A 25,808-nucleotide genomic window follows, 5' to 3' on the forward strand; every position below is an offset into this window, starting at 1 on the left:
CGTCCGGGTGAGGCGGCGGCCTCACGCGCGTGGCGGCTCTCGAGTGCCCGCGCGGTGAGGGCGTCGGTCAGAACAGGGCGGTGGCCGAGAAGCGCAGCACCATCTGCGGCGCTCCGGACAGGGCGATGCCCAGGACGGCGGTCAGGGCGATGGCGGCCGTGAGCGGGCCCGGGACGCGGTGCTTCTCGGGCTCTCCCTCGGGGGCCCGGAAGAGCAGGGCCGTCCACTGGAGGTAGTAGAAGAGGGCGATCACCACGTTCACGGCCATGACCACGGCGAGCCAGCCGAGCCCGGCGTCGACGGCCGCGGAGAACACCGTGACCTTCGCGAAGAGGCCGATGATGCCCGGCGGGAGGCCTGCCAGGCAGAGCAGGAAGAACGCCAGCAGCAGGGCGGCGAGGGGGTGGGACGCGTACAGGCCGCAGTAGTCGCTGATACGGTTCAGGGCTTTCGCCCGGCCCACGAGCGCGGCCACGGCGAAGGCACCGAGGTTCACCGCCCCGTACATGAGCGCGTACGCCACGGTGGAGCCGATCGACTTCTGGGCGTCCTTGGAGTAGGCGGCCGCGGCGATCGGCACCAGGAGGTAGCCCGCCTGGCCGACGGAGGACCAGGCGAGCAGGCGTACGGCGCTGTACGCGCGCGTGGCCTGCTGCCGCAGGGCGCCGACGTTGCCGACGGTCATGGTCAGGGCCGCCAGCACGGCGAGGGCCGGGCCCCAGACGTCGGAGTACGACGGGAGGGCCACGACGGTGACGAGGATCAGGCCGGAGAAGCCGACCGCCTTGCCGACGACGGACAGGTACGCGGCGACCGGAAGGGGCGCGCCCACATAGGTGTCGGGCACCCAGAAGTGGAACGGCACGGCGGCCGTCTTGAAGGCGAAGCCGACGAGGGTGAGGACGACACCCGCCTGGGCGAGGGTGTGCAGCTGGCTGTCCACGTGCTGGATCCGGTCGGCGATCCGGACGAGGTACAGGGTGCCCGTGGACGCGTACACGAAGCTGATGCCCATGAGGCTCACCGCGGTCGCGGTGACGGACGACAGGAAGAACTTCAGGGCCGCTTCGGAGGACCTCTTGTCGCCGTACCGGATGCCGACGAGAGCGAACGCCGGCAGGGACGCGACCTCCAGGGCGACGATGAGGGTCGCCAGGTCGCGGGAGGCGGGCAGCAGGGCGGCTCCGGCGGCGGAGGAGAGCAGCAGGAACCAGAACTCACCTTCGGGGACCGTCTTCCGGGCGTCCTTCAGGGTGGTGACTGACAACAGGGCCGCGAGAAGGGCGCCGAGGAGAACCAGGAGCTGGATGACGAGGGTGAAACGGTCCGCCGTGTAGCTGCACAGGTGCGGATCGCCCGTCAGGCAGAAGGTGGCGCGGTCGCCGTCCAGGAGGGGCAGCAGCATGAGCGTCGCGACGGCGAGCCCCGCGACCGAGACCCAGCCCAGCAGGGCCTTTCTCCGCTCGTCGAGGAAGAGATCGGCGACGAGGACGACCAGTCCGACGACTGCCGCGATGGTGGGCGGCGCGATCGCCAACCAGTCGACGGACTGGACGAGGGAGCTCATCGGGTGCCTCCTGCGAGGAGCTGCTGCACGGCCGGATCGGTCAGACCGAGGAGGGCCCTGGGCCACAGGCCGGCGACGACGGTGAGGACGACGAGCGGCGTCCAGGCCGCGAATTCGTATGTGCGGACGTCGGCGAGGTTCGGGGTCTCCTGCGGTACGGCGCCCATGCACACCCGCCGTACCACGATGAGCATGTACGCGGCGGTGAGCAGGGTGCCGAACGCGGCGATCGCCATGAAGGTGAGGAAGGCCGGACGGCTGAGGTCGGCGGCGGGCTTGAAGGCGCCGAACATGGCCAGCATCTCGCCCCAGAATCCGGCCAGTCCCGGCAGGCCGAGGGAGGCGACGGCGGCGAAGGCGAGCAGTCCGCCGAGACGGGGTGCCTTGCCGTAGAGGGCGGCGCCGACCGGGGAATGATCCGGGGCGGCGGAGCCGCTCGCTGAGGAGTGGTGGTCGGGCGACGGGAGGGCCAGGGCGTCGAGGTCGGTGGTGCCCGTGCGTTCCTTCAGCGCGCCGACGAGGAAGAAGAGCAGGCCGGTGATGAGGCCGTGGGCGATGTTGGCGAACAGTGCGCCGTTCACTCCGGTCGGGGTGGTCGTCGCGATGCCGAGCAGCACGAAGCCCATGTGGCCGACGGAGGAGTAGGCGATGAGCCGCTTGAGGTCGCCTTTCGCGCCCCGCTTGACGAGGGCGAGGCAGGCCAGGGATCCGTAGATGATCCCGACGACGGCGAAGGCGGCGAGGTAGGGCGCGAAGGTGTGGAACCCCTCCGGCGCGACCGGCAGAAGGATGCGCACGAACCCGTACGTGCCCATCTTCAGCAGCACGCCGGCCAGCAGGACCGAGCCGACGGTGGGTGCCGCGGTGTGGGCGTCGGGCAGCCAGCTGTGCAGCGGCCACATCGGCGTCTTGACCGCGAGCCCGATCCCGATCGCGAGAACGGCGATGACCTGCACGGATGCGGTGAGTGACCGGCCGTTGTCAGTGGCGAGTGCCACCATGTCGAACGTGCCTGACTTGAGTCCGATCAACAGCAGGCCGAGCAGCATGACGACGGAGCCGAGCAGCGTGAAGAGGATGAATCGCCACGCGGCCTGGGTCCGCCCCTCACCGCCCCAGCGGGCGATGAGGAAGTACATCGGGATGAGGACCGTCTCGAACGCGAGGAAGAACAGCAGCAGGTCGAGGACGGCGAACGTGGCGAGGGTGCCGGACTCGAGGACGAGCAGCAGAGCGACGAACGCCTTCGGGGAAGGCCCCGTGGGCGGCTTGAAGTACGAGTAGAGCGCGCAGAGGAAGGTCAGCAGCGCGGTCAGCACCAGAAGGGGGAGGGAGATGCCGTCGATGCCGAGGTGGATCCGCACATCGAGTGCGGGGATCCAGCTGATGTCGGTCGTAGCCTGCATTTTCGACGGATGGTCGTGGTCGAAGCCGAGCGCGAGGACGATCGCGGCGACGAGGACGGCGCCGGTGACGGTGACTCCGTGCCGCAGCACGGCCTGCTCGGGCGACTTCCCCTTCAGTCCGGGCGGGGCCGGCAGGAGAGCGGCGAGCGCGCCGATGAGCGGCACGACGACGATGAATGCCAGAAGGAACTGCATCACGGACTCGCTGATATCGATCACGTCTGCTCACACTCCCGTGGCGACGAGGAGGGCGGCCACCGCCAGGAGGACGGTGCCGGCGAGCAGCGCGCTCACATAGGTCTGCACATTGCCGGTCTGGGCGCGTCGTACGGCGGCCCCCAGCAGGCGGGGCAGGGCGCCCGCGCCGTGTACATAGGTTTCGACGACCTCTCGGTCCAGGAACCTGACGAGGCTCGCCCCGGCCCTGACGGGTCGGACGAAGAGCGCGTCGTACACGGCGTCCAGGTGGAAGCCGACAGCCGCGTGGCGGTGCAGCGGGCCGAGCAGCAGGCGGCCCGGGTCCGCCGGGTCGGGCGCATAGGCGACGTCTCCGTACACGGGTGTGTGGCTGGCGATGGCCTCGGCCTCGACGAGTCCGGCGTCTGCCTCGGGGTGGGCCGCGACCGCACCCAGCGGGACCCGGGCCGCGAGGGCGGTGGTGTGCCGCCAGGCTCCGTAGGTCACGAGTCCGCCGACCAGGGCGAGGCCTGTGCCGAGGACGGAGGTGGTGAGCGCCGGTGTGAGGGAGCCGCCGTCGAACCAGCCGGGCAGTACGCCGTAGGCCAGGCCGAACGCGAGCGACGGGACGCAGAGCACCCACAGCACCGCGTTCATGGTGAGGGGCTGCTTGCCGTGGTCGGGGGCCTCGGGGCCATGGCCGCGGAAGGCGAGCAGCCACAGGCGGGTCGCGTAGGCGGCGGTGAGCAGGGCGGTGACCAGGCCGGTGACGAGAACGATCCAGCCCGCGGCGCCGGGTGCGTGCTCGGTGTGGCCGGTGGCGACGCGCTCGGCGGCGCCGAGGACGGACTCCTTGGAGAAGAAGCCCGCGAAGGGCGGGATCGCGGCGAGTGACAGCAGCGCCACGGTCATCGTCCAGTAGGCGTCGGGGACGCGGGCCCGCAGGTCCTTCATACGGGACATGGCGGCCAGCGAGTTGGTGCCGGCGGCGTGGATGATCACGCCGGCGGCGAGGAACAGCAGCGCCTTGAAAGCGCCGTGCGACAGGAGGTGGAAGACAGCGGCTCCGCGGTCGCCGACGGCGAGGGCGCCGGTCATGTAGCCGAGCTGGCCGATCGTCGAGTAGGCGAGGACGCGTTTGATGTCGTCCTGGGCGAGTGCGGCGAGCGCCGATCCCGCCATCGTCACGGCGGCCATCACGGCGAGGACCACCATCGCGGCCGAGGAGGCCTCGAAGACCGGGAGGAGACGGGCGATGAAGTAGACACCGGCGGCGACCATGGTCGCGGCGTGGATCAGCGCGGAGACGGGGGTGGGGCCCGCCATCGCGTCGGGGAGCCAGGTGTGCAGCGGGAACTGCGCCGACTTGCCCGCCACGCCGGCCAGAAGCAGCAGGGCGACCAGTGTGGGGTGGTGCAGTCCGCCGCTCGCGACGGTGCCGAGGACCCGGGTGATGCGGAAGGAGCCGGCGTCGGTGCCGAGCGCGAACAGTCCGATGAGGAAGGGGACGTCGCCCAGCTTGGTGACCAGGAAGGCCTTGATGGAGGCGGCGCGGGCCTCCGGGGTCTCCCAGTAGTGGCCGACCAGGAAGTAGGAGCAGATGCCCATGACTTCCCAGCCGACCAGCAGCACGATCAGATCGCCCGAGTAGACGACCAGGAGCATCGCGGAGGTGAACAGGGAGACGAGAGCGGCGTACGAGGGGTAGCGCGGGTCGTGCCGCAGATAGCCCGTCGAGTAGATCTGCACACAGGTGGCGACGACGCCGACCAGGACGGCGACGAGGGCGGCGAAGCCGTCGATGTGCAGGGCTAGTTCGATCGGGACCGAGCCCGTGGGCGTGAGTTCGGTGGCGGCGTCGATCGCCGTGCCGCCGCCCTGACGCGCGGCGACCAGCACGGCCGGCACGAGCGAGGCGAGGGTGGGCAGAACGGCGAGGGGGCGGACGAAGCCGGGGGCCGTGCGGCCGAGCAGCAGACCGGCCGCGGCGCCCAGGAACGGAAGGAGGGGAACGAGGACGGCGAGGGTGGTCGTGGTCACGCGGTGGCCTCAGCCTTCTCAGCCGCCGGGGTGTCGACGTCGTGCCCCTCGGCGGTGTCACGGAGCCGGTCGATGTCCGAGGTGCCGCGGTTGCGGTAGACGGCGAGGACGATCGCCAGGCCGATGCCGATCTCGGCTGCCGCGATGGCGATCGTGAACAGGGTCAGGGCCTGGCCGGAGTGCAGCGTCTCGCGGGCGGTCCTGCTCAGCCACACGTCGAAGGCGACGAGGTTGAGGTTGACGGCGTTGAGCATCAGCTCGACCGACATCAGGACGAGGATCGCGTTGCGGCGGGCGAGGACGCCGTACAGGCCGGTGCAGAAGAGGAGAGCGGAGAGTACGGCGGGATAGACGAGGTGCATCAGCGGACGCCTTCCTTCTCGCTCCGGCTGCCCGGGACGGCCGGGGCGCTCGCGGTGGTGGCCGCCGCGTCCGCCTTGGCCTTGCGGGACAGGACGATCGCGCCGACCAGGGCGGCGAGGAGGAGGACGGAGAGGGCCTCGAAGGGGAGCACCCAGTTCTGGAAGAGGCTCGCGCCCGTGACCTTGGTGGAGCCGGAGGCGGCGCCGCCGAGATCCATCCAGGTCGTGCGGAAGGCGTCGACGACCACCCACACCAGCGCGGCAGCCGCGGCGACGGCCACGGTGAGCGCGGCCCAGCGATTGCCGGAGTCGGCGTCCGGGGAGCGGCCGATGGGGGCCTTGGTGAGCATCAGACCGAACAGAAGGAGGACGACGACGGAACCGACGTAGATGAGGACCTGCACCCAGGCGATGAACTCGGCGGTGAGCAGGAGGTACTCGATGGCGAGCCCGCCGAGGGTCGCCACGAGCCACAGCGCGGCGTGCACCAACTGCCGGGTGGTGACGGTGACGAGCGCGGCGCCGAAGGTCACCAGGCCGACGAGGAGGAAGGCGACTTCCACTCCGGTCGGGGAGAGGAAGCCGTGCGTGGGGGCGGCCGCCGCGGCCGCCGTCGCGGAGGCGAGGCTCACGACGCTCCTTCCTGCGGACCGGCGGACTCGGCCGACTCGGCGGCCTGGGCCGCGGCCAGCTTCTCGGCGGCCTTGAGGGCGGCGGCGATCTCCTTGGGCTCCTCGGCGCCGGGGTCCAGGGCGGGCGGGGCCGGCACGGTCCACATCCACTCGCGGAGCTTGTCGCGCTCGTGGGTGAGGTCGCGGATGTCGGTCTCGGCGTACTCGAACTCGGGGGACCAGAAGAGGGCGTCGAAGGGGCAGACCTCGATGCAGATACCGCAGTACATGCAGAGGGAGAAGTCGATGGCGAAACGGTCGAGGACGTTGCGGCTGCGCTCACGGCCGCCGGGGGCGGCGGGCGGGACCGTCTCCTTGTGGGAGTCGATGTAGATGCACCAGTCCGGGCACTCACGGGCGCACAGCATGCAGACGGTGCAGTTCTCCTCGAACAGGCCGATGACGCCGCGGCTGCGGGGCGGGAGGGCCGGCTGGGCCTCCGGGTACTGCTCGGTGACGGACTTCCTCGTCATCGTGCGCAAGGTGACGGCCAGCCCCTTGGCTAGGCCGGAGCCGGGGATCGACAGGCGGGACCGCCCGGAGGGCGTCGTCGAGGCGTGGTGGTCGGGCGACGGGCGGGACATGGCTAGGAGATCACCACCTTGACGATGCCGGTGAGGGCGATCTGGGCGAGGGAGAGGGGGACAAGAAGGGTCCAGGAGAACTTCTGAAGCTGGTCCTCGCGCAGGCGGGGGTAGGTGACGCGAAGCCAGATGACCACGAAGGCGAGGATCGCGGTCTTCAGGAGCGTCCACAGCCAGCCGAGGCCGTCGGCACCCCAGGGACCGTGCCAGCCGCCCAGGAAGAGGACCGTGGTCAGGCCGCACAGGACGACGATCCCGGCGTACTCGGCGAGAAGGAACAGAGCGAAACGGAGACCGGTGTACTCGGTGTACGCACCGAAGATGATCTCCGAGTCGGCGACGGGCATGTCGAACGGCGGGCGCTGCAGCTCGGCGAGGCCGGCGGTGAAGAAGACCAGCGCGCCGATGATCTGCCAGGGCAGCCACCACCACTCGAAGGCATTGACGATGCCGGGCAACGAGACCGTGCCCGCCGCCATGGACACCGAGGCGGCGGCGAGCAGCATGGGGAGTTCGTAGGCGAGGAGCTGGGCGGCGGTACGGAGACCGCCGAGGAGAGAGAACTTGTTCGCGGAGGCCCAGCCGGCCATGAGGGAGCCGAGCACGCCGACGCCCATGACGGCCAGGACGAAGAAGATGCCCGCGTCGATGACCTGGCCGACCGCTCCCTGGCTCGGCCCGATGGGGATGACCAGGAGCACGAGGAGGTAGGGCAGCAGGGCGACGGCGGGGGCGAGCTGGAAGATACGGCGGTCGGCGCCTGCCGGGACCACATCCTCCTTCTGGGCGAACTTCACGCCGTCGGCGACGAGCTGGGCCCAGCCGTGGAAGCCGCCGGCGTACATCGGCCCCAGACGGCCCTGCATATGGGCCATGACCTTGTGTTCGGTCTGGCCGACGATCAGGGGAAAGGTGAGGAAGACGACGAACACGACGACGAGTCGCAGGGCGACGTCGAGAGCGCCGTTCACTGCATGCCTCCGGAGGGATCGTCGTGGATGGTCTGGTCGGGCGTGGTGTCGTCCGGGGCAGGCGGTTCGGGGGACTGCCGATCGCCGGGGCGGGGCTTTCCGGGGCCGGTGTCCTCGGAGCGGGGTTCGCCTGAGGCGGACTCTGCGGGCCGGGGCTCGCCAGGGCGCTCCTCGCCTCCCGCGGTGTCACCGGGACGGGTGCCGCCGTCGGCCGCGTCGGGCTCGGCCGCGGTCCCGGTCGCCGATGACTCAGCGCCGGCCGATGGTTCAGCGCCGGTCGACGGCTTCGCGGACGGTTCGGCAGCGGTCGGCTCGGGCTCGTCGAAGGCCGGGCGGGCGTGGTGCCACGGAGCGTCCGCGCTGCGCGGGGCGGCGGGCGGCTTGCGGTCCGCGCCCGCTGCCGCCGCTGCGTCCGCGCGCTGCGAGGCCGAGCCTTCCGAGGCAGTGCGCGACCGGCGGGGGCCGGACGGAGGACCGGCAGGAGCAGCGGGCTGGGCGGCACCCTCGGTGCTCTCGGCGGCGCGCTGCGAGGCGGAACCCTCCGAGGCGCCCCGGGCGCGGCGCGGACCCGACGGAGCCGCAGTTTCCGTGCCCGGCTCCGCCCCGCGCTGCGAGGCCGAACCCTCCGACACGGAGCGAGCGCGGCGCGGCGCAGGTGCGGCCTCCGCTGATTCGACGCCTGCCGGGGCCTGGCTCGCCGAGCCCTCCGCTGTCGTACGGGCGCGACGCACCGGGCGCTCGCCCGCGGCCCGGCCGGCGGCGGCTCGGGCCGGACGGGCGGGAGCCGGAGGCAGCTGTCCCTTGAGAGGGCCCCACTCGTTCGGGTCGGGGACGCCCGGGGGCAGCATCTGACGGCGCTTGGGGCCGCCGTGGTCGGACTCCCCCGGTTCCTTGGCGCCGGGCCAGGCCTTGGCGACCCGGGCCGCCAGGACGAAGTCCTTACGCAGGGGGTGGCCCTCGAAGCCCTCGGGCAGAAGCAGGTGGTCCAGCGCCGGGTGGCCCTCGAAGGCGACGCCGAACATTTCGTGGGTCTCGCGTTCGTGCCATGCGGCGCCCGCGTAGATCTCCACGGCGGAGGGCAGGACGGGGGCCTCGTGCACGACCGTGGTCCGTACGAGGAGACGGCGCACCGGGGACAGGGCCACCACATGCGCCGAGACGCGCAGACCGGTGCCCGGTTCGTCGACGGCGCTCAGCCAGTCGAAATAGGTGCATCCCAGCTCGTCGCGTGCGATCCGCAGCGCCTCGATCCAGCCCGCGGGCGGCACGTCGACCGTCAGGACCTCGTACGACTCCTCGGCCGTGGCCTCCGGGCCGAAGAGGTCCTCGACGGATACGGGCAGCCAGCCGATGGCGGTCATCGCGTCACCCCGGAGGCCGGGTCTGCGCCGGAGCCCGAGCCCGCGTTCGGAGCAGCCGACGGCGGCTGGACCAGCCCGCTCTGCAGAGCGGCGGCCGACGGCCGCGAGGAGCCGTACCGCTCCTCCAGCGACTCTCGCGCGATCTTCTCCTGGAGCTTGAGGATGCCCTGGAGCAACGCCTCGGGGCGCGGCGGGCAACCGGGGACGTACACGTCCACCGGGATGATCTGGTCGACGCCCTTCGTGACCGAGTACGAGTCCCAGTAGGGACCGCCGCAGTTGGAGCAGGCCCCGAAGGAGATGACGTACTTCGGCTCGGGCATCTGCTCGTACAGGCGTTTGACCGCCGGGGCCATTTTGTCCGTGACCGTGCCGGACACCACCATCAGGTCGGCCTGACGCGGCCCCGGCGCGAACGGGATCACCCCGAGGCGGATGAAGTCGTGCCGGGCCATCGACGCGGCGATGAACTCGATCGCGCAGCAGGCGAGGCCGAAGTTGAAGACCCAGAGCGAGTAACGCCGGCCCCAGTTCAGTACCACCTTCATCGGCTCGGGAGCGAGGCGGGCGAGCGCGCCGAGCCGCTTCGGCTCGGGCAGCAACACGGGCTCTGAGACCGGGGAAGCAGAGGTGGCCGATGGGTTCACGTCCATGCCAGGACGCCCTTCTTGTATGCGTACAGCAGGCCTACGGTCAGGAAGCCGAGGAAGATGAACATCTCCACGAGCGTCGCCGCGCCGTAGCCGGGGGCGGCGAAGACCGTCGCCCAGGGGAACAGGAAGATCGAGTCGATCGCAAAGATCACATACAGGAACGCATAGACGTAGTAGCGGACCTGTGTGTGGGCCCAGCCCTCGCCGACGGGGTCGACACCGCACTCGTACGTCAGGAGCTTTTCCGGAGTGGGCACGACGGGGCGCAGCAGGCGGCCCGCGCCGAAGGCGACGGCGACGAAGAACACGCCGATGACGGCGAGCAGCCCGACGACGGAGTAGGAGTGGAAGTAGCCCGCCGCGACGACGTTCCCCGTGTTCGCGGCGTTCCCCGCGCTCCCCGTCTCCGCCATGACAGCGACGGCGGTCGGATACGGCACGTCAGCCCCTCGCTCCCTGACCTCGTGACTCTGGTGAACCTTGTGTTCGACGATCTGTACGCACGGGAGTCTAGGCCCTGCTAAAGAGAGGGTAAGCAGCCCGTCACACCTCGGGGTGCGCTGGCCCTCCCCCATGCGCTCCGGTCACGTACCCATCGTGCGACTCCGCGCACGCCTCACGGGACCCCGAAACCGAGAACGCGTACACCGCCCCCGGGACGCACCTCGCCCGCCCCGGAAGGTGGGGTTTCCCCCACCGGATCGCGGCGGCCCGCCTCATGGTGTCGCCGCGTGCGGCACGGCAGGCTGAAAGACATGACCGAACGAGGCCGGCAGATATGACCGAACGCATGACGATCCAGGGCGTCCGGGACCCCGACGAGCACGCGCCGCCCGCGCGCCTCGCCCTGGACGGGCACACCTGGCGGGAGATCGCGTATCTGCTCGCGAACCTGCCGATGTCGCTGGTGGGGTTCATCTACACCGTGACGGTGCTGTCCACGGGTGCGGGGCTGACGGTGACCGTGATCGGTCTCCCGTTGCTGGCGGCCGGGCTGGCGGGCGCGCGGCAGCTCGGCAGGCTGGAGCGGGCGCGGGCCAGGGTGCTGCTCGGGGTGCGGGTGGACGAGCCGACACCGCTGCGCCTGCTCAGAGGCCGCGGGCTGTTCCAGCGGCTGTGGATGGCGCTGAAGGATCCCGTGGGCTGGCGGACGATGCTGTACGGCTTCATCCGACTGCCCTGGGGGATCCTGACCTTCACGGTGACCTTCGTGTCGCTGTTCCTGCTGTGGCCGGTTCTGCCGTTCCTGGCGCGCGGGCTGACGAATGTGGACCGGGCGATGGCGCGGGTCCTGCTGTCCCCCTCCGACGAGTTGGAGCGGCGCATCGCCGAGTTGGAGTCCGACCGCGGGGTGGTCGTGGACACGGCGGCAGCCGACCTGCGGCGCATCGAGCGCGATCTGCACGACGGGGCCCAGGCCCGGCTGGTGAACCTGGCGATGGGGCTCGGACTGGCCAAGGAGAAGCTGCTGGAGGACCCGGACGCGGCGGCGGCGATGGTCGACGAGGCGCACGGCGAGGTGAAGCTGGCGCTGCAGGAGCTGCGGGACCTCGCGCGGGGCATCCATCCGGCGGTGCTGACCGACCGGGGCCTGGACGCGGCGCTGTCGGCGGTCGCCACCCGCTGCACGGTGCCGGTCAAGGTCACCGTGGACCTGAGCCGGAGACCGGCCGCGGCGATCGAGGGCATCGCCTACTTCACGGTCTCCGAGCTGCTGCAGAACGTCAGCAAGCACAGCGCGGCGAAGTCGGCCTCCGTCGATGTCTGGCGGGCGGAGGAGCGGCTGCTCATCCAGGTCCGGGACGACGGTCGCGGCGGCGCCCGCCTCGACGGCGGCACCGGCATGGCGGGGCTGGCGGAGCGGCTGGACGCGGTCGACGGCCTGTTCGTCGTGGACTCCCCGGCGGGTGGCCCGACGACGGTCACGGCGGAACTGCCGTGGCGGGACCGGGAGGACAAGGTGCCCGGGCGGTAGGAGCACGCGGGAGCTGCGGGGCAGGGAGCGGTCGTAAGCCGAGGCGTGCGGCCGCTTCTGCGTACACGGGCTCGCTTCGGCATGCCCCTCCAGGTCGTGCCCGCCCGCCGGAGGGGGTGGGGAAAACCCCCGCTCCAAGAGGCCGACGCGCTCCATGGCCGGGCGGCCGCGAGACCGGGAGGGTAGAGGTACGAACCCGGGAGAGGCCCGAACAGACCGAGGCACACCGGGTGGACGACGGGGAGAACGGACGACATCGATGGCCACGTACTACGGGCAGGAGTACGGAGAGTGGGACGACCCGGGATCCCCCGGCGCCGGAAGGCAGCCGCACCGGCTTCCGCTCGTGCTGCGGGCGCCGTTCGAGGGGCGCAGCTGGGGTGAGTTCTGCTATCTGCTGCTGAGCCTGCCCCTCGGAATCCTGATGTTCAGCTACAGCGTCACGATGCTCTCGCTCGGCGCCGGCCTGCTGGTGACGTTCCTGGGGATACCGGTGCTCGCGGCGACCCTCGCGGGATGCCGGGGCTTCGGGGCGCTGGAGCGGGCGCGGGCCCGGGGGCTGCTGCGGCTCGAGGTGGCCGATCCCGAGCCCCTGGTGGTGAAGCGGCAGGGGCCGATGGCCTGGGTCGGGGCGATGCTCCGGAGCGGGGTCTCGTGGCGGCACGTGCTGTACACGGTGCTGCAGTTCCCGTGGGCGGTCTTCTCGTTCGTCGTGGGGGTCACTTCCTGGACGTGTGGATGGGGACTGCTCACGTATCCCCTGTGGTTCTGGGTGTTCCCCATGTACGGCGGTCAGGGCGGGCTTCAGCTCTACGGCGACGAGGCCCACAGCGTCTACCTCGACAACCCGTTCGAGATCACGGTCACCGCGCTGGTGGGCCTGTTGATCACGCTGGCCACACCGTGGATCGTCCGGGGCCTGACGATCGTGGACCGACTGCTGGTGCACGGACTCCTCGGGCCGTCGCGGCTGGCCACCCGGGTGGTGGAGCTGGAGTCGGACCGGGGCGTGGTGGTCGACACGGCGGCGGCGGACCTCCAGCGCATCGAGCGGGACCTGCATGACGGGGCGCAGGCCCGGCTGGTGGCACTGGCCATGGATCTGGGGCTGGCCAAGGAGAAGCTGACACAGGACCCTCGGGCGGCGGCGCGGATGGTGGAGGAGGCGCACGGAGAGGTCAAGACGGCGCTGCAGGAGCTGCGGGACCTGGCACGCGGGATCCATCCGGCGGTGCTGACGGACCGGGGACTGGATGCAGCGCTGTCGGCGGTGGCCTCGCGGTGCACTGTGCCGGTGCGGGTGGAGGTGGACCTGCCGTCGCGGCCGGCCCCGGCGATCGAGGGGATCGCGTACTTCACCGTGTCGGAGCTGCTGCAGAACGTCAGCAAGCACAGCGGCGCAAAGTCGGCCTCCGTCGATGTGTGGCGGGCGGAGCAGCGGTTGCTGCTCCAGGTGGTCGACGACGGGGTAGGGGGCGCCGACGGCTCCAGCGGGTCGGGGCTGGCTGGGCTGGCCGAGCGGCTCGACGCGGTGGACGGGGTGCTGGCGGTGGAATCGCCGCCCGGGGGGCCGACCCGGATCACCGCCGAACTGCCATGGCGATCGCCCTGACCGACCGCACCGCCCCGACCAGAACGCCTGGCCCGTCGAACACCTCGGCGCCGAACACCCGACGACACCCAACCCACGACACCTGAAACCCCCCACCCCATGCCCCGCCCCCGCCGCACGCCCGCCGCACCCCTGCCCACCTCCCCGTCCCGCCGCTCCGTCACCCCGTGCTCGCCCCCCTGACCAGCCACCCGCCGCATCCCCGCCCGCCCCGAAGCCCCAGGCCCACCGGCCCGCCCCGCCCCACCACCCCTTTCACGGCACGAATTCGCCCCCCAACACGGCCGCGCGAGGCTTATCCACAGGCCCGATGTGGAAGTGTGGATCGCGCGATACTGAGGTGCCGAAGGGACTGGACGTCGAGCGTCCAGGACACCACCGGACGCGCAGACGCACGGCCGAAGACGAAGGGCACGGGGGGCCGAGGATCGTGGAGGACAGGGTGCGGGTGGTCATCGCCGAGGATTCAGTGCTGCTCAGGGAGGGCCTGACCCGGCTGCTGACCGATCGCGGGCATGAGGTCGTCGCCGGTGTGGGGGACGGGGGCGCGCTGATCAAGACCATCACCGAGTTGGCGGACCGGGACGAGCTGCCCGACGTGGTCGTGGCCGACGTCCGGATGCCGCCGACGCACACGGACGAGGGTGTCCGGGCCGCGGTCCAGCTGCGCAAGGCGCACCCCGGGCTCGGCGTGCTGGTGCTGTCGCAGTACGTGGAGGAGCGGTACGCCACCGAACTGCTGGCCGACTCCAGCCGCGGTGTGGGCTATCTGCTCAAGGACCGGGTGGCCGAGGTGCGCGAGTTCGTGGACGCCGTGGTGCGGGTGGCCCAGGGGGGTACCGCACTGGACCCGGAGGTGGTCGCACAGCTGCTCGGGCGCAGCCGCAAGCAGGATGTGCTCGCCGCACTCACTCCGCGTGAGCGGGAGGTCCTCGGACTGATGGCCGAGGGACGGACGAACTCCGCGATCGCCCGGCAGCTGGTCGTGAGCGACGGAGCCGTGGAGAAGCACGTCAGCAACATCTTCCTGAAGCTCGGCCTGGCGCAGAGCGACGGGGATCACCGGCGTGTTCTGGCCGTGCTCACCTACCTCAACTCCTGATCGACCGACACTGTGTCAGGCGGCGGGACGCTCGGACGCGGACCCGACGGCCTGTCGGGCCGGGCCGGACACCGGCGCGGCCGCACGGCAGAACCCCCGAAGTACCAGCGCCGAATGATGAACAGGGAGCGTCGTCGAAAGCAGCGCCGGGAGGCGGATAGAGCATGGCACACCAGGTCGTCGGACTGCCCCTCGATGGCGTCCATCGTGCGAGACACCGAGGGAAGGCGACCCTTACCGACGTAGGGTTGATTTCGGGTAGGCCGACGGGACGGCCGCACCCCGACAGCTGCCTCGAAGGAGGTCCAGTTCAGTGACCAGCCAGGTCAGCAGGACAGCGGAGCAGGCCGACGGAGCCGTCGTAGGAGAACAGCGCAAACCGGCGAGCGCGAAGGACGTGCGCAAGCTCGACCGGGTGATCATCCGGTTCGCGGGCGACTCCGGTGACGGAATGCAGCTCACGGGCGACCGTTTCACCTCCGAGACGGCGTCCTTCGGCAACGACCTGTCCACCCTGCCGAACTTCCCGGCCGAGATCCGCGCCCCTGCCGGCACCCTGCCGGGCGTCTCGTCCTTCCAGCTGCACTTCGCCGACCACGACATCCTCACCCCCGGCGACGCGCCGAACGTCCTGGTGGCCATGAACCCGGCCGCCCTGAAGGCCAACGTCGGCGATCTGCCCCGCGGCGCGGAGATCATCGTCAACACGGACGAGTTCACCAAGCGGGCGATGCAGAAGGTCGGCTACGCCGCCAGTCCACTGGAGGACGGCACGCTGGACGGCTACAGCGTCCACCCGGTGCCGCTCACGACGCTCACCGTCGAGGCGCTCAAGGAGTTCGACCTCAGCCGCAAGGAGGCCGAGCGAAGCAAGAACATGTTCGCGCTGGGCCTGCTGTCGTGGATGTACCACCGGCCGACCGAGGGCACCGAGAAGTTCCTGCGGGCGAAGTTCGCGAAGAAGCCGGACATCGCGGCCGCCAACATCGCCGCCTTCCGCGCCGGCTGGAACTTCGGCGAGACGACGGAGGACTTCGCGGTCTCGTACGAGGTGGCGCCGGCCGCCAAGGCCTTCCCGGTGGGCACATACCGCAACATCTCCGGGAACCTGGCCCTGTCCTACGGCCTGATCACCGCCTCCCGCCAGGCGGATCTGCCGCTGTTCCTGGGCTCCTACCCGATCACCCCGGCCTCGGACATCCTGCACGAGCTGTCCAAGCACAAGAACTTCGGTGTGCGGACCTTCCAGGCCGAGGACGAGATCGCCGGCATCGGTGCCGCGCTGGGTGCGGCGTTCGGCGGTTCGCTCGCGGTCACCACGACCTCCGGCCCGGGTGTGGCCCTCAAGAGCGAGACCATCGGGCTCGCGGTCTCCCTCGAGTTGCCGCTGCTGGTCGTCGACATCCAGCGGGGCGGGCCGTCCACCGGCCTGCCGACCAAGACCGAGCAGGCCGACCTGCTCCAGGCCATGTACGGGCGCAACGGCGAGGCGCCGGTCCCGGTGATCGCCCCGCGCACCCCGGCCGACTGTTTCGAGGCCGCCCTGGAGGCGGTCCGAATCGCGCTCACCTACCGCACGCCCGTGTTCCTGCTGTCCGACGGCTATCTGGCGAACGGCTCCGAGCCCTGGCGGATCCCCGAGCTGGACGAGCTGCCGGATCTCCGGGTGCAGTTCGCCCAGGGACCGAACCACACGCTGGACGACGGCACCGAGGTGTTCTGGCCCTACAAACGCGACCCTCAGACCCTCGCCCGCCCATGGGCCGTCCCGGGCACACCGGGCCTGGAGCACCGCATCGGCGGCATCGAGAAACAGGACGGCACGGGCAACATCTCCTACGACCCGGCCAACCACGACTTCATGGTGCGCACGCGCCAGGCGAAGGTCGACGGAATCGTGGTACCCGACGTGGAGGTGGACGACCCGCAGGAGGCCCGGACCCTCGTTCTCGGCTGGGGGTCGACGTACGGCCCGATCACCGCGGCGGTACGGCGGCTGCGCACGGCGGGCGAGGCGATCGCGCAGGCTCATCTGCGGCACCTGAACCCGTTCCCGCGGAATCTCGGCCCGGTTCTGAAGCGTTATGACAAGGTGGTGATCCCCGAGATGAACCTCGGTCAGCTCGCCACGCTCATCCGGGCGAAGTACCTGGTCGACGCCCGCTCGTACAACCAGGTGAACGGTATGCCGTTCAAGGCCGAGCAGCTCGCCGCGGCTCTCAAGGAGGCCATCGATGGCTGAGACGACCACGGAAGGCACGGACACGATCGAGGCGCTTTCCCTCGTCCCGAAGGCTGTGGCCAGGCAGTCCATGAAGGACTTCAAGTCCGACCAGGAAGTGCGCTGGTGCCCCGGCTGTGGTGACTACGCGATCCTCGCCGCCGTTCAGGGCTTCATGCCGGAACTGGGCCTGGCCAGGGAGAACATCGTCTTCGTCTCGGGCATCGGCTGTTCGTCACGCTTCCCGTACTACATGAACACGTACGGCATGCACTCCATCCACGGCCGTGCTCCCGCGATCGCGACCGGGCTCGCCTCCTCGCGTCGCGATCTGTCGGTGTGGGTGGTCACCGGTGACGGCGACGCGCTGTCCATCGGCGGCAACCACCTCATCCACGCCCTGCGCCGCAACGTCAACCTGAAGATCCTGCTGTTCAACAACCGGATCTACGGGCTGACCAAGGGCCAGTACTCGCCCACCTCCGAGGTCGGCAAGATCACCAAGTCGACGCCGATGGGCTCGCTGGACGCGCCTTTCAACCCGGTGTCGCTGGCGATCGGCGCGGAGGCGTCCTTCGTGGCCCGTACGGTCGACTCCGACCGCAAGCATCTGACCGAGGTGCTGCGCCAGGCCGCCGCCCATCCGGGCACCGCGCTCGTGGAGATCTACCAGAACTGCAACATCTTCAACGACGGTGCCTTCGACGCTCTCAAGGACAAGCAGACCGCGGAGGAGACCGTGATCCGGCTGGAGCACGGGCAGCCGATCCGGTTCGGGGCGGAGGGTTCGCGCGGTGTCGTCCGGGACATGCGCACGGGTGATCTGAAGATCGTCCCGGTCACCGCGGAGAACGAGGCGGAGGTCCTGGTCCACGACGCCCACGCCGCCTCCCCCACGACGGCGTTCGCGCTGTCCCGGCTGGCCGATCCGGACACCCTGCACAACACCCCGATCGGCGTCCTCCGCTCCGTGGACCGGCCCGTCTACGACATGCAGATGTCCGACCAGCTCGACACCGCCATCGAGCAGCACGGCAAGGGCGACCTGGCGACGCTCCTGGCGGGCGGGGACACCTGGACGGTGGTCGGCTAGAAGAGCCAGCCGAAGGAGAGCGAGCGGCTCACCCGCGAGTCGCCGTGCGACCCGGCCTCCGGGTCGGCGTGCGGCTCGCCCGCGGGTTTCCGTTCGGCTCGTGTGCGGTTCTACGAGGCCTGGGCGTTCCGCGTCCGGGCCTCGTCGTATGTGTGGCGGGCGCGCTCGACGTCGGGCATCCGCTGCTCCGTCCACAGCGCCAGCGCACGCACCTGGTCGGCCGCCTCGCGGCCCAGGTCGGTCAGGGAGTAGTCGACCCTCGGCGGGATCACCGGCTTGGCGTCGCGGTGTACCAGACCGTCCCGTTCCAGGGTCTGCAGGGTCTGGGCGAGCATCTTCTCGCTGATGCGGCCGACCTTACCGATCGCCCGGCGCAGCTCGCTGAAGCGATAGGGGCGGTCGAGCAACTCGATCAGCACGAGGACACCCCACCGGCTGGTGACGTGCTCCAGGACGAGCCGGTAGGGGCACAGCGCCGCGTCGGCGTCCGTCGCACGGACTGCCGGGGCGCCCGCACGGGCCGTCGGAGCACTGGAGGGACGCGAAGCACTTACCGTCATATCAGTACCTTACTTCAAAGTGGGTACTTTCCATAAGTTAGTGCCCCTCCTAGGGTGAGTGTCAGACACACCCCACAAGGAGATCCCGTCATGAGCATCGTCGTCACCGGAGCCACCGGACACCTCGGCCGTCACGTGGTGGAACAGCTGCTGGAGAAGGTTCCGGCCGACCAGATCACCGCCGTCGTGCGCACCCCGGAGAAGGCCGCCGACCTCGCGGACCGCGGTGTGCGGATCGCGGTCGCCGACTACAACGCTCCCGAGACCTTCGGCGGCCTCTTCGCGGCCGGCGACAAGGTGCTGCTGATCTCCGGGAACGAGTTCGACAAGGGCCGGGTCGGCCAGCACAAGGTCGTCCTCGAAGCCGCCAAGGCCGCCGGAACGGCGCTGTTCGCCTACACCAGCGCCCCCGGCAGCCTGACGGCCGCCCTGGCCGACGACCACCGGGCCACCGAGCAGCTGATCGTCGAGTCGGGCGTGCCGTATGTGCTGCTGCGCAACGGCTGGTACCACGAGAACTACACCGAGAACCTCGCCGCCGTCCTGGCGCACGGCGCGGTAGTCCAGGCCGCCGGTGAGGGCCGGGTAGCGTCCGCCTCCCGCGCCGACTACGCGGCCGCCGCCGTCGCGGTGCTGACCGGTGAGGGCCACGAGAACGCCACCTACGAGCTGAGCGGCGACACCGCGTGGGCCTTCGCCGAGTACGCCGCCGAGCTGAGCCGGCAGACCGGCAAGGAGATCGTCTACAACGCCGTCCCGCTGGACGTCTACAGCGGCATCCTGACCGGCGCCGGACTGCCCGGGCCCCTCGCCGCGATCCTGGCCGGCGTGGACGTCGCCATCGAGAAGGGCGAGCTGGCCGTCACCACCGGCGACCTCTCCCGGCTGGCCGGCCGTCCGACCACCCCGTTCGCCGAGTCGATCACGGCCGCACTCAAGGGCTGACACCGCCTCGGCGGGCTCCCGATCACCGAAGGCCCTCGCCTGTCATGACCGTATGGCGATACGGGTATGACGGGCGGGGGTGCTCGCGTTACCTTCTTGGATGCTGCACGGAAGCAGTGGAGCGAGCGAGTGAGGAGGGCCCGTGGCCGAGAAGTCGAAGGGCGAGCAGCGAACAGGTCTGCTGAACGGCTTCGCGGCGTACGGGATGTGGGGGCTCGTCCCCCTCTTCTGGCCGCTGCTGAAACCCGCCGGGGCGATGGAGATCCTCGCCCATCGGATGGTGTGGTCACTGCTCCTGGTCGCCCTGGCGCTGCTGGTGATGCGGCGCTGGGCCTGGGCGGGCGACCTGCTGCGGCAGCCCCGCAAGCTGGCGTTGATCACGGTCGCGGCGGCGGTCATCACCGTCAACTGGGGCGTGTACATATGGGCCGTGAACAGCGGCCATGTGGTGGAGGCCTCGCTCGGCTACTTCATCAACCCGCTCGTCACCATCGCGATGGGCGTGCTGCTTCTGAAGGAACGGCTGCGGCCCGTCCAGTGGGCGGCGGTCGCGGTCGGCTTCATCGCCGTCGTCGTGCTGACGATCGGGTACGGCCGTCCGCCGTGGGTCTCCCTGTGCCTCGCCTTCTCCTTCGCCACGTACGGGCTGGTGAAGAAGAAGATCGGCCTGGGCGGCATCGAGTCGCTGGCCGCGGAGACCGCCGTGCAGTTCGTGCCCGCGCTGGCCTATCTGCTGTGGTTGTCGGCGCAGGGCCGGACGACGTTCGCCTCCCACGGCGCCGGGCACGCGACGCTGCTCGCCGCCACCGGGGTGGTCACCGCGCTTCCCCTCGTCTGCTTCGGTGCCGCCGCGATCCGGGTGCCGCTGTCCACGCTCGGTCTGCTGCAGTACCTGGCGCCGGTCTTCCAGTTCCTGCTGGGCATCCTCTACTTCCATGAGGCGATGCCGCCCGAGCGGTGGGCGGGCTTCGCGCTGGTCTGGGTCGCGCTGGCCCTGCTGACCGGGGACGCGCTGCGCACCGCCCGCGCGGCGGCGCGCGCGCTCAAGGGTCGCTCCGTGGTGGCGGGCTCCGTCCCCGCGGTCTGCGGGACCGTGAGCGCGCCGCGGAACCCCGACGGTGTGGCCGCCGGCCCCGACCCGGTGGACGCCACGTCGTAGTCCGGGCGGCCGGCTCCTGCCGGAGCCGGGCCGGGTTCCGGACAGGTCAGGACGGATGGCGTCGAGGGACGAGTGCCGTGGACGGCAGTTGCGTCACCGGGCGGGCCCATGGGCGCGGGTCCGAGGGGCCTCGGACCCTCGGGTCATTGGACGCCGACCGCTGCTTCGCCGACGGCACGAGCACGCTCGGCCAGACGGCCCATACGGGTGCGGGCGCGCTCCAGTTGCCCGAGGTCGTGCGCGGCGGGGCCCGGGCCGGCGGCGAGTTCGCTCCACACCTCGATGAGGTCGCGGCCGAGGTCCAGGCCCTGGAGCGGATCACGGACGGCACGCCAGGCGGCTGCCGCGCTCTGCACATTGCCGTACGCGCCGCGCGCGTCGCACAGGCGGTGGCGGAGCCGGGCGAGGTCGAGCGAGAGGCGGAACGAGCGCAGCGGGTCGTCGGCGAGGTAGGCGACGTAGGCGGTGAGTTCGCGCAGGCGCAGTACATCGGGGTGGTCGGCGCCGAGGGTCCGGGAGACCTCGGCGAAGGTCCGCTCCGCCGTCTCGGCGGCCTCCGTGATCCGGCCCTCCTTCACGGCCTCGTTGATCCGGGCCAGAGGTTCGGCGAGGGGTCCGCCCCTGTCCGCGTCAGGCGCGAGCACGGCCTCGGCGACGGAGTCGAACTCGCGTACCGGCGGCTCCGTGGGCGCCTCCTCCGCCCCGGTGACGAAAACGGCCTGCGGGGCCGGAGCCGGGGCGGGCGCTGGCTGCCACTCGGGCGCGGAGTACGAGTCGAGACCGGCCCCGAAGTCGGGCTGCGGCGTCTGCGGCTCGTCCAGCTCGGGCGCCGGCTCCGGCCATACGAGGGCGGCCTCGGCGGGCACCGACGGACGGCCCAGGGCTCCTGCCGGACCCTCGAAAGTTCCGGTCGGGGAGCCGAGGGCTCCGGTCGGGGCACTGAAGATTCCGGTCGGGGGACCGAAGGTACCTGTCGGGGGCTGGACCGTACCCGGAGGCACGGCCTCGGCCCTCGGCCACACCTGGGCCGGCCCTGACGTCGCCGTGATCAACGGCGTCTGCTCGGACACCGCTTGCACCATGCAGGTCGCGACGGCGGCTCCGGGGCGCTCCGGAGCGTCCGCCACGGCGGCCGCGTCGGCTTGGCAAGCGGACGCGGCGGGCGTGTCCAGTTGCCTCGGCTCCCCCGTGAACTCGCTCGATCCGTCGACCAGGACCCGGACCGACACCACGTACCCGATGCGCTCGTCACGGACGGCCGCGAGGACGGGGTGGCCCGCGGTGAGGGCAAGACGGTGCAGATGGTTCAGGACGGCATGCTGGACCGACTCCCCCGGTGCCGCGACCACCGGCATCCCGCCGACGGTCGCCCCGGTCTCGGTCCCGATACCGATCCCGGCATCGGTGTCGACAGCCCCGTCCCGCGCGTCCACCGGCACATGGACCTCGATCGGCGTCATCCCGGACTCCGTTCCCTCCATGGACGCGATCACGGCGGCGGAGCGCCCCCGCTCGGGTTCGCGGCTGAGTCGAGACATCGTTCCCCTCACTCGGGTCGGCCGGTCGAGAAAAGGGCGGCGGTGGGGGTGCCCACGACGACGAGCACACGGCAGGCAAGCGTACGCGGACAGGGCGGGGTCCAGCGTCCCCGGCGTCCCGTACCCGTCGTACGTGCCGTGAGTGCCGTACGCGTCATCCTTCCCCTCCTCGCCCAGGCCCGGCCACGATGTCCGATCGGCCTGCTTGAAGTCTGCGGCCGCCATACGCTTCTGGCGTCACCGCAACGTCACAGGCCTGTCCCAGGATCCGACCCGCCCCTTGCGGACTACGGTCTCGGCGGGCGGGCGGGCAGGCGGGCGCAGTCGGCGCCCTCAGGCAGTGACGTCCTTCGTCGTGAACCGCGCCCACGCCGCCGAGCCGAAGACCGCCACGTACAGGGCCTGGAGACCGAGGTTGCGGGTCAGGTCGTCCCAGTACACCGGGTCGCGCATGAGGTCCGCGAAGGACATCCAGTAGTGCGGGAAGAGGTACGGCTGCAGTGCGTGCAGCTGGGGGATCTGGTCGAGGATCTGCACGGTGATCACCAGGCCGACCGTGGTCGCCATGGCCGCGATCCCGCTGTCGGTGAGGGTGGAGACGAACAGTCCCAGGGCCGCGAGCCCGGTCAGGGACGCGGCGACGGTCAGCGCGATGAGCAGGGCGCGGCCCAGGCCGTCGGCGAAGTCGATGCGGGTGCCCGAGATCGTCGTCAGGTCGCCCAGCGGGAAGAGCAGGGCGCCCATGGCGAGCGCCGAGAGCGCGACGACGAGGGTGGCGAGCAGGCAGAAGACCATCGTGGTCGCGTACTTGACGAGGAGGAGGCGGGTGCGGCCCGCGGGGGCGACCAGGAGGTAGCGCAGTGTGCCGGAGTTGGCCTCGCCCGCGATCGCGTCGCCCGCGACGACACCGACCGCCATCGGCAGAAAGAACGGGAGCGTCACGGCGAGCGCGGTGAACACCAGGAACAGGCCGTTGTTGGTGATCTGCGCGATGAACGCGGGGCCGCCGTCGCCGCCCCGTCCGCCGGCACCGGAACCGTCACCGGTCTCCACCTTCACGGCGATCCCGACCAGGATCGGTACGGCCGCCAGCACGGCCAGCAGCGCGAGCGTACGCCAGCGCCGCAAGGTGGTCACCAGTTCGCTGCGCAGCAGTCCGAGGGACCACAACGGGTTGCGTCCCCGCGCGACCAGGATCCGGTCCGGCCCCGCCCACTCAGCCCGCGACATCGAATCCCTCTCCCGTCAGCGCCACGAACGCGTCCTCCAGGGAGGCGCGTTCGATGCCGAAGCCGCGGACACGGACTCCGGCGGTGACCAGCGCGGTGTTCACGTCTGCCGGTTCGCCCTCCGGGGGATCCGCCGTGACCCGGCCCTCCCCCACGACCACGTCGGCGACGCCCTGTTCCTTCAGGACGCGGGCCGCCTCCGTCACATCAGGTGTGGTCACGACGAGACGTCCGCGTGCCCCGGCCGCCAGGTCCGCCACCGCGCCCTGCGCGATCAGCCGGCCCTGCGCCATCACGGCGGCGTGCGTGCAGACCTGTTCGATCTCGTCGAGCAGATGGGAGGAGAGGAAGACGGTCGTGCCCTCGGACGCCAGTTCCCTGACGAGTGAGCGGATCTCCCGCATGCCCTGGGGGTCGAGGCCGTTGGTCGGCTCGTCCAGGACGAGGAGGCGGCGGGGCTGGAGCAGGGCGGCCGCGAGGCCCAGGCGCTGCTTCATCCCCAGGGAGTACGCCTTCGCCTTCTTGCCGGCCGCCGCCGAAAGACCCACCCGCTCCAGCGCGGCCTCGACCCGTGCGCGCCGGGTGCGCGGGTCGGCGGTGGGGTCGGCGGAGTCGTAGCGCAGCAGGTTGTCGCGTCCTGAGAGGAAGCCGTAGAGCGCCGGGCCCTCGATGAGTGCGCCGACGTGCGGGAGCACGGCGCGCGAGGCGCGGGGCATGGGCCGCCCCAGCACGCGCGCCGTGCCCGACGTGGGCTCGATCAGGCCCATCAGCATGCGGATGGTGGTGGTCTTGCCCGAGCCGTTCGGCCCGAGGAAGCCGAAGACGCTGCCCGCCGGGACGGTCAGATCGAGCCCGTCGACGGCGAGCTGCCCGCCGTGGTAGCGCTTGGTGAGGGCACGGGTGGCGATGACCGGGGTCTCCTCGGCACCCGGGGCCTCCTGGTGGCCCGGGCCACTCATCGTCGCCCCGGAACCGTGCGACTCCCCTTCCCTGGCGGGCAGTTCCTCCATGGACTCTCCTGCTTCCCCTGCTCCCCTGCTCCAGCCATCCGTGTCGCGCGGGGGACTACTTCCCCGCGTTGGCCGCCTTCACCAGCGCGTCCTTGGTGACCGCGCCCGCGTACACCTTGCCGTCGTCCGTGATCAGGGCGTTGACCAGACGAGTCGAGAAGACCGTGCCCGAGCCGAACTTGCCGTTGACGTGGTCGCCCAGCGAACCCAGGAAGCCGGCGAACGCACCGTCCTTGGACGCGCCGCCCTTGGACGAGGTGTCCGAGGGCATGCCGCCCTTGCTGCCGCTGTCGAGGACGACGATCGAGTTCCAGCCCTCGCCGATGGTCTTCGGCTCGGTGCCGGGCACTGCCTTCTCGGAACCGCGCGCCGCCTTCCAGTCGCCGTGCGCCGACTTCTCGGTGCCGTGGGACGGCGCCTTGCCCTCGCCCTTCAGGTCGTCGCCCTGGGTGACCTTGGTGCCCTTGGGCGGCGTGAAGGTGAACGTCGACGCGGCCGGCCTGGTGAACGACACCTCGGTGAAGCCCGCGTCGACGACGGCCGCGCCGCCCGACGCCGGGGTCAGGGTGAACTTCAGCGGCAGCCCGGTCTTGGCGTCGACCGCGATGCTGATGGCGCCGACCGTCGTACCCGACTGCTTGGGCCTGATGAGCAGCTTGTACGCGTCCCGGCCCGCGACCTGCGCCGTGCCGTCGACCGTGACCGACGTCGTCTTGTCGGCGGCCTTGAGGGCCTCCTCGGCCAGGTCCTTCGGCGTGGCCGACATGTCCTCGGGCGCAGCCTTCGTGCCCTTGTGGTCGCCCGCGCCGGTCGTGTGGTACGCCTCGTCGGACCCGCTGTCGTAGGCCCACACCTGGTCGCCGTTGCGGATGACGCTGTACTCGGCGGCCTTCTCCATGAGGGAGATCTTCTGCTTGTCCTCGCCGTCGGCGGCCACGCGCACGGTGTGCGTGCCGGAGGCCAGCTCCAGCAGCTTGGCGCTCGGGTCCGCGGCCGAGCCGCTCTTGCCGCCCGTCCCCTGCGAGAGCGCGCCCGAGGCGAGGCTGTTCTCCAGGCCGCCCAGGTTGGGCAGGCCCAGGTCCGTGCTGATCTTCACCGTGCCGGACATCTGCTGGACGTCCGACTTGGCGATCTTCTCGATGAGCTGCTGGGCGCTGATCTTCGGCAGGTCGGGGTCGCCGGATCCGGCGAACGCCGGAACGAGCCCGATGGTCGCGGCCGCCACTCCCACCACCGCGACCGGGACGACGTACCGTGCGGCGGTGCGCCGCCCGTCGCGTACGTCCTCGGCCTCGCCGGCGGGCGTGCTGCCGTCGGATTCGTACGGTGCCATGTGTGCCTTACCTCCGTCGTCGGCGGCGGCCTACCGTCCGTGCCCTGGTCCACCCCTGTGCCGCCATTGTCACCCGAACTCCTTCGAGGTGGTGTCCCCCATCTGACCAAATCGGCCCGGCAGAAGCGTCAGCCCGCGGGCTCAACTCCGCGTAATCCTGCGGTATGACATCGCGGGGGGGCACCTGCCCCGACCCGTAGGGGTTCTACGGGGAGGGCGCCGCCCGGGCGGTTCGGGAT

At 71.1% G+C, this 25,808-nt stretch carries 22 protein-coding genes; 7 read left to right on the forward strand and 15 right to left on the reverse strand.

The annotated features are described in order from the left end of the window. Nucleotides 1-67 precede the first annotated feature (67 nt). From AB0L95_RS15495 to AB0L95_RS15540, 10 genes are read right to left on the reverse strand one after another with little or no spacing between them, the layout of a single operon-like run. The gene (locus AB0L95_RS15495) at nt 68-1,567 is read right to left on the reverse strand and encodes an NADH-quinone oxidoreductase subunit N (RefSeq protein WP_365162016.1); all 1,500 of its coding nucleotides are present in this window, start codon (nt 1,565-1,567) and stop codon (nt 68-70) included. Continuing rightward, complete coding sequence (locus AB0L95_RS15500) at nt 1,564-3,192, reverse strand: NADH-quinone oxidoreductase subunit M (RefSeq protein ID WP_365162018.1); 1,629 nt, start codon at nt 3,190-3,192, stop codon at nt 1,564-1,566. The genes AB0L95_RS15495 and AB0L95_RS15500 overlap by 4 nt, the downstream gene beginning before the upstream one ends. 6 nt (nt 3,193-3,198) lie before the next feature. Continuing rightward, nucleotides 3,199-5,190, reverse strand: a complete 1,992-nt coding sequence (locus tag AB0L95_RS15505) for an NADH-quinone oxidoreductase subunit L (RefSeq protein WP_365162020.1) — start codon at nt 5,188-5,190, stop codon at nt 3,199-3,201. Beyond that, complete coding sequence (gene nuoK / locus AB0L95_RS15510) at nt 5,187-5,552, reverse strand: NADH-quinone oxidoreductase subunit NuoK (protein ID WP_365162022.1); 366 nt, start codon at nt 5,550-5,552, stop codon at nt 5,187-5,189. Before nuoK ends, AB0L95_RS15505 begins: the two co-directional genes overlap by 4 nt. Next, nucleotides 5,552-6,184, reverse strand: coding sequence for an NADH-quinone oxidoreductase subunit J (locus tag AB0L95_RS15515; RefSeq protein ID WP_365162023.1), 633 nt, complete (start codon nt 6,182-6,184; stop codon nt 5,552-5,554). The genes nuoK and AB0L95_RS15515 overlap by 1 nt, the downstream gene beginning before the upstream one ends. After that, a complete protein-coding gene (locus AB0L95_RS15520; RefSeq protein WP_365162025.1) occupies nt 6,181-6,807 on the reverse strand; it encodes an NADH-quinone oxidoreductase subunit I in 627 nt (208 codons plus the stop codon). The genes AB0L95_RS15515 and AB0L95_RS15520 overlap by 4 nt, the downstream gene beginning before the upstream one ends. Nucleotides 6,808-6,809: 2 nt before the next feature. After that, the gene (locus AB0L95_RS15525) at nt 6,810-7,778 is read right to left on the reverse strand and encodes a complex I subunit 1 family protein (RefSeq protein WP_365162027.1); all 969 of its coding nucleotides are present in this window, start codon (nt 7,776-7,778) and stop codon (nt 6,810-6,812) included. Further along, a complete protein-coding gene (locus tag AB0L95_RS15530) occupies nt 7,775-9,139 on the reverse strand; it encodes an NADH-quinone oxidoreductase subunit C (protein ID WP_365162029.1) in 1,365 nt (454 codons plus the stop codon). The genes AB0L95_RS15525 and AB0L95_RS15530 overlap by 4 nt, the downstream gene beginning before the upstream one ends. Further along, a complete protein-coding gene (locus AB0L95_RS15535; protein WP_365162031.1) occupies nt 9,136-9,792 on the reverse strand; it encodes an NADH-quinone oxidoreductase subunit B family protein in 657 nt (218 codons plus the stop codon). Before AB0L95_RS15535 ends, AB0L95_RS15530 begins: the two co-directional genes overlap by 4 nt. Continuing rightward, complete coding sequence (locus AB0L95_RS15540) at nt 9,783-10,205, reverse strand: NADH-quinone oxidoreductase subunit A (protein ID WP_365162260.1); 423 nt, start codon at nt 10,203-10,205, stop codon at nt 9,783-9,785. The genes AB0L95_RS15535 and AB0L95_RS15540 overlap by 10 nt, the downstream gene beginning before the upstream one ends. A 365-nt stretch (nt 10,206-10,570) precedes the next feature. Here AB0L95_RS15540 and AB0L95_RS15545 point away from each other — a divergent pair, with 365 nt between their 5' ends. The 5 genes from AB0L95_RS15545 to AB0L95_RS15565 all read left to right on the forward strand — a co-directional run bounded on the left by AB0L95_RS15545 (nt 10,571) and on the right by AB0L95_RS15565 (nt 17,795). After that, entirely contained in the window at nt 10,571-11,767 is a 1,197-nt protein-coding gene (locus AB0L95_RS15545; protein WP_365162033.1) for a sensor domain-containing protein, read from the forward strand. Between the two features lie 259 nt (nt 11,768-12,026). Then, a complete protein-coding gene (locus tag AB0L95_RS15550; protein ID WP_365162035.1) occupies nt 12,027-13,379 on the forward strand; it encodes a sensor domain-containing protein in 1,353 nt (450 codons plus the stop codon). A 430-nt stretch (nt 13,380-13,809) separates the two neighbouring features. Further along, nucleotides 13,810-14,481, forward strand: a complete 672-nt coding sequence (locus tag AB0L95_RS15555) for a response regulator transcription factor (protein ID WP_365162036.1) — start codon at nt 13,810-13,812, stop codon at nt 14,479-14,481. A 313-nt stretch (nt 14,482-14,794) separates the two neighbouring features. Beyond that, nucleotides 14,795-16,723: a 2-oxoacid:acceptor oxidoreductase subunit alpha gene (locus tag AB0L95_RS15560; protein WP_365162038.1), complete on the forward strand. Its 1,929-nt coding sequence runs from the start codon at nt 14,795-14,797 to the stop codon at nt 16,721-16,723. Continuing rightward, nucleotides 16,716-17,795 (forward strand): 2-oxoacid:ferredoxin oxidoreductase subunit beta, encoded by a 1,080-nt coding sequence (locus AB0L95_RS15565; protein WP_365162040.1) that lies wholly within the window; start codon nt 16,716-16,718, stop codon nt 17,793-17,795. Before AB0L95_RS15560 ends, AB0L95_RS15565 begins: the two co-directional genes overlap by 8 nt. A 110-nt stretch (nt 17,796-17,905) precedes the next feature. Here AB0L95_RS15565 and AB0L95_RS15570 read toward each other — a convergent pair whose 3' ends face one another. Continuing rightward, nucleotides 17,906-18,355, reverse strand: a complete 450-nt coding sequence (locus AB0L95_RS15570; RefSeq protein WP_365162042.1) for a helix-turn-helix domain-containing protein — start codon at nt 18,353-18,355, stop codon at nt 17,906-17,908. A 90-nt stretch (nt 18,356-18,445) separates the two neighbouring features. Between AB0L95_RS15570 and AB0L95_RS15575 the strand changes: the two genes are divergently transcribed. After that, nucleotides 18,446-19,300, forward strand: a complete 855-nt coding sequence (locus tag AB0L95_RS15575) for an SDR family oxidoreductase (RefSeq protein WP_365162044.1) — start codon at nt 18,446-18,448, stop codon at nt 19,298-19,300. A 142-nt stretch (nt 19,301-19,442) separates the two neighbouring features. Then, the gene (rarD, locus tag AB0L95_RS15580; RefSeq protein ID WP_365162046.1) at nt 19,443-20,459 is read left to right on the forward strand and encodes an EamA family transporter RarD; all 1,017 of its coding nucleotides are present in this window, start codon (nt 19,443-19,445) and stop codon (nt 20,457-20,459) included. A gap of 143 nt (nt 20,460-20,602) precedes the next feature. Here rarD and AB0L95_RS15585 read toward each other — a convergent pair whose 3' ends face one another. From AB0L95_RS15585 to AB0L95_RS15600, 4 genes are all read right to left on the reverse strand, one after another. Further along, nucleotides 20,603-21,997 (reverse strand): tetratricopeptide repeat protein, encoded by a 1,395-nt coding sequence (locus tag AB0L95_RS15585; protein ID WP_365162047.1) that lies wholly within the window; start codon nt 21,995-21,997, stop codon nt 20,603-20,605. Nucleotides 21,998-22,330: 333 nt separating this feature from the next. Next, nucleotides 22,331-23,227, reverse strand: a complete 897-nt coding sequence (locus AB0L95_RS15590) for an ABC transporter permease (protein ID WP_365162049.1) — start codon at nt 23,225-23,227, stop codon at nt 22,331-22,333. Next, the gene (locus tag AB0L95_RS15595; protein ID WP_365162261.1) at nt 23,214-24,185 is read right to left on the reverse strand and encodes an ABC transporter ATP-binding protein; all 972 of its coding nucleotides are present in this window, start codon (nt 24,183-24,185) and stop codon (nt 23,214-23,216) included. The genes AB0L95_RS15590 and AB0L95_RS15595 overlap by 14 nt, the downstream gene beginning before the upstream one ends. A 106-nt stretch (nt 24,186-24,291) precedes the next feature. Continuing rightward, nucleotides 24,292-25,569 carry a sigma-E factor regulatory protein RseB domain-containing protein gene (locus AB0L95_RS15600; protein ID WP_365162051.1) on the reverse strand — a complete coding sequence of 426 codons (1,278 nt, stop codon included), beginning with the start codon at nt 25,567-25,569 and terminating at the stop codon, nt 24,292-24,294. Between the last annotated feature and the right edge of the window lie 239 nt (nt 25,570-25,808).

The sequence above is a fragment of the Streptomyces sp. NPDC052036 genome (assembly GCF_040680495.1).
In the GTDB taxonomy this organism is placed as follows: Bacteria; Actinomycetota; Actinomycetes; order Streptomycetales; family Streptomycetaceae; genus Streptomyces.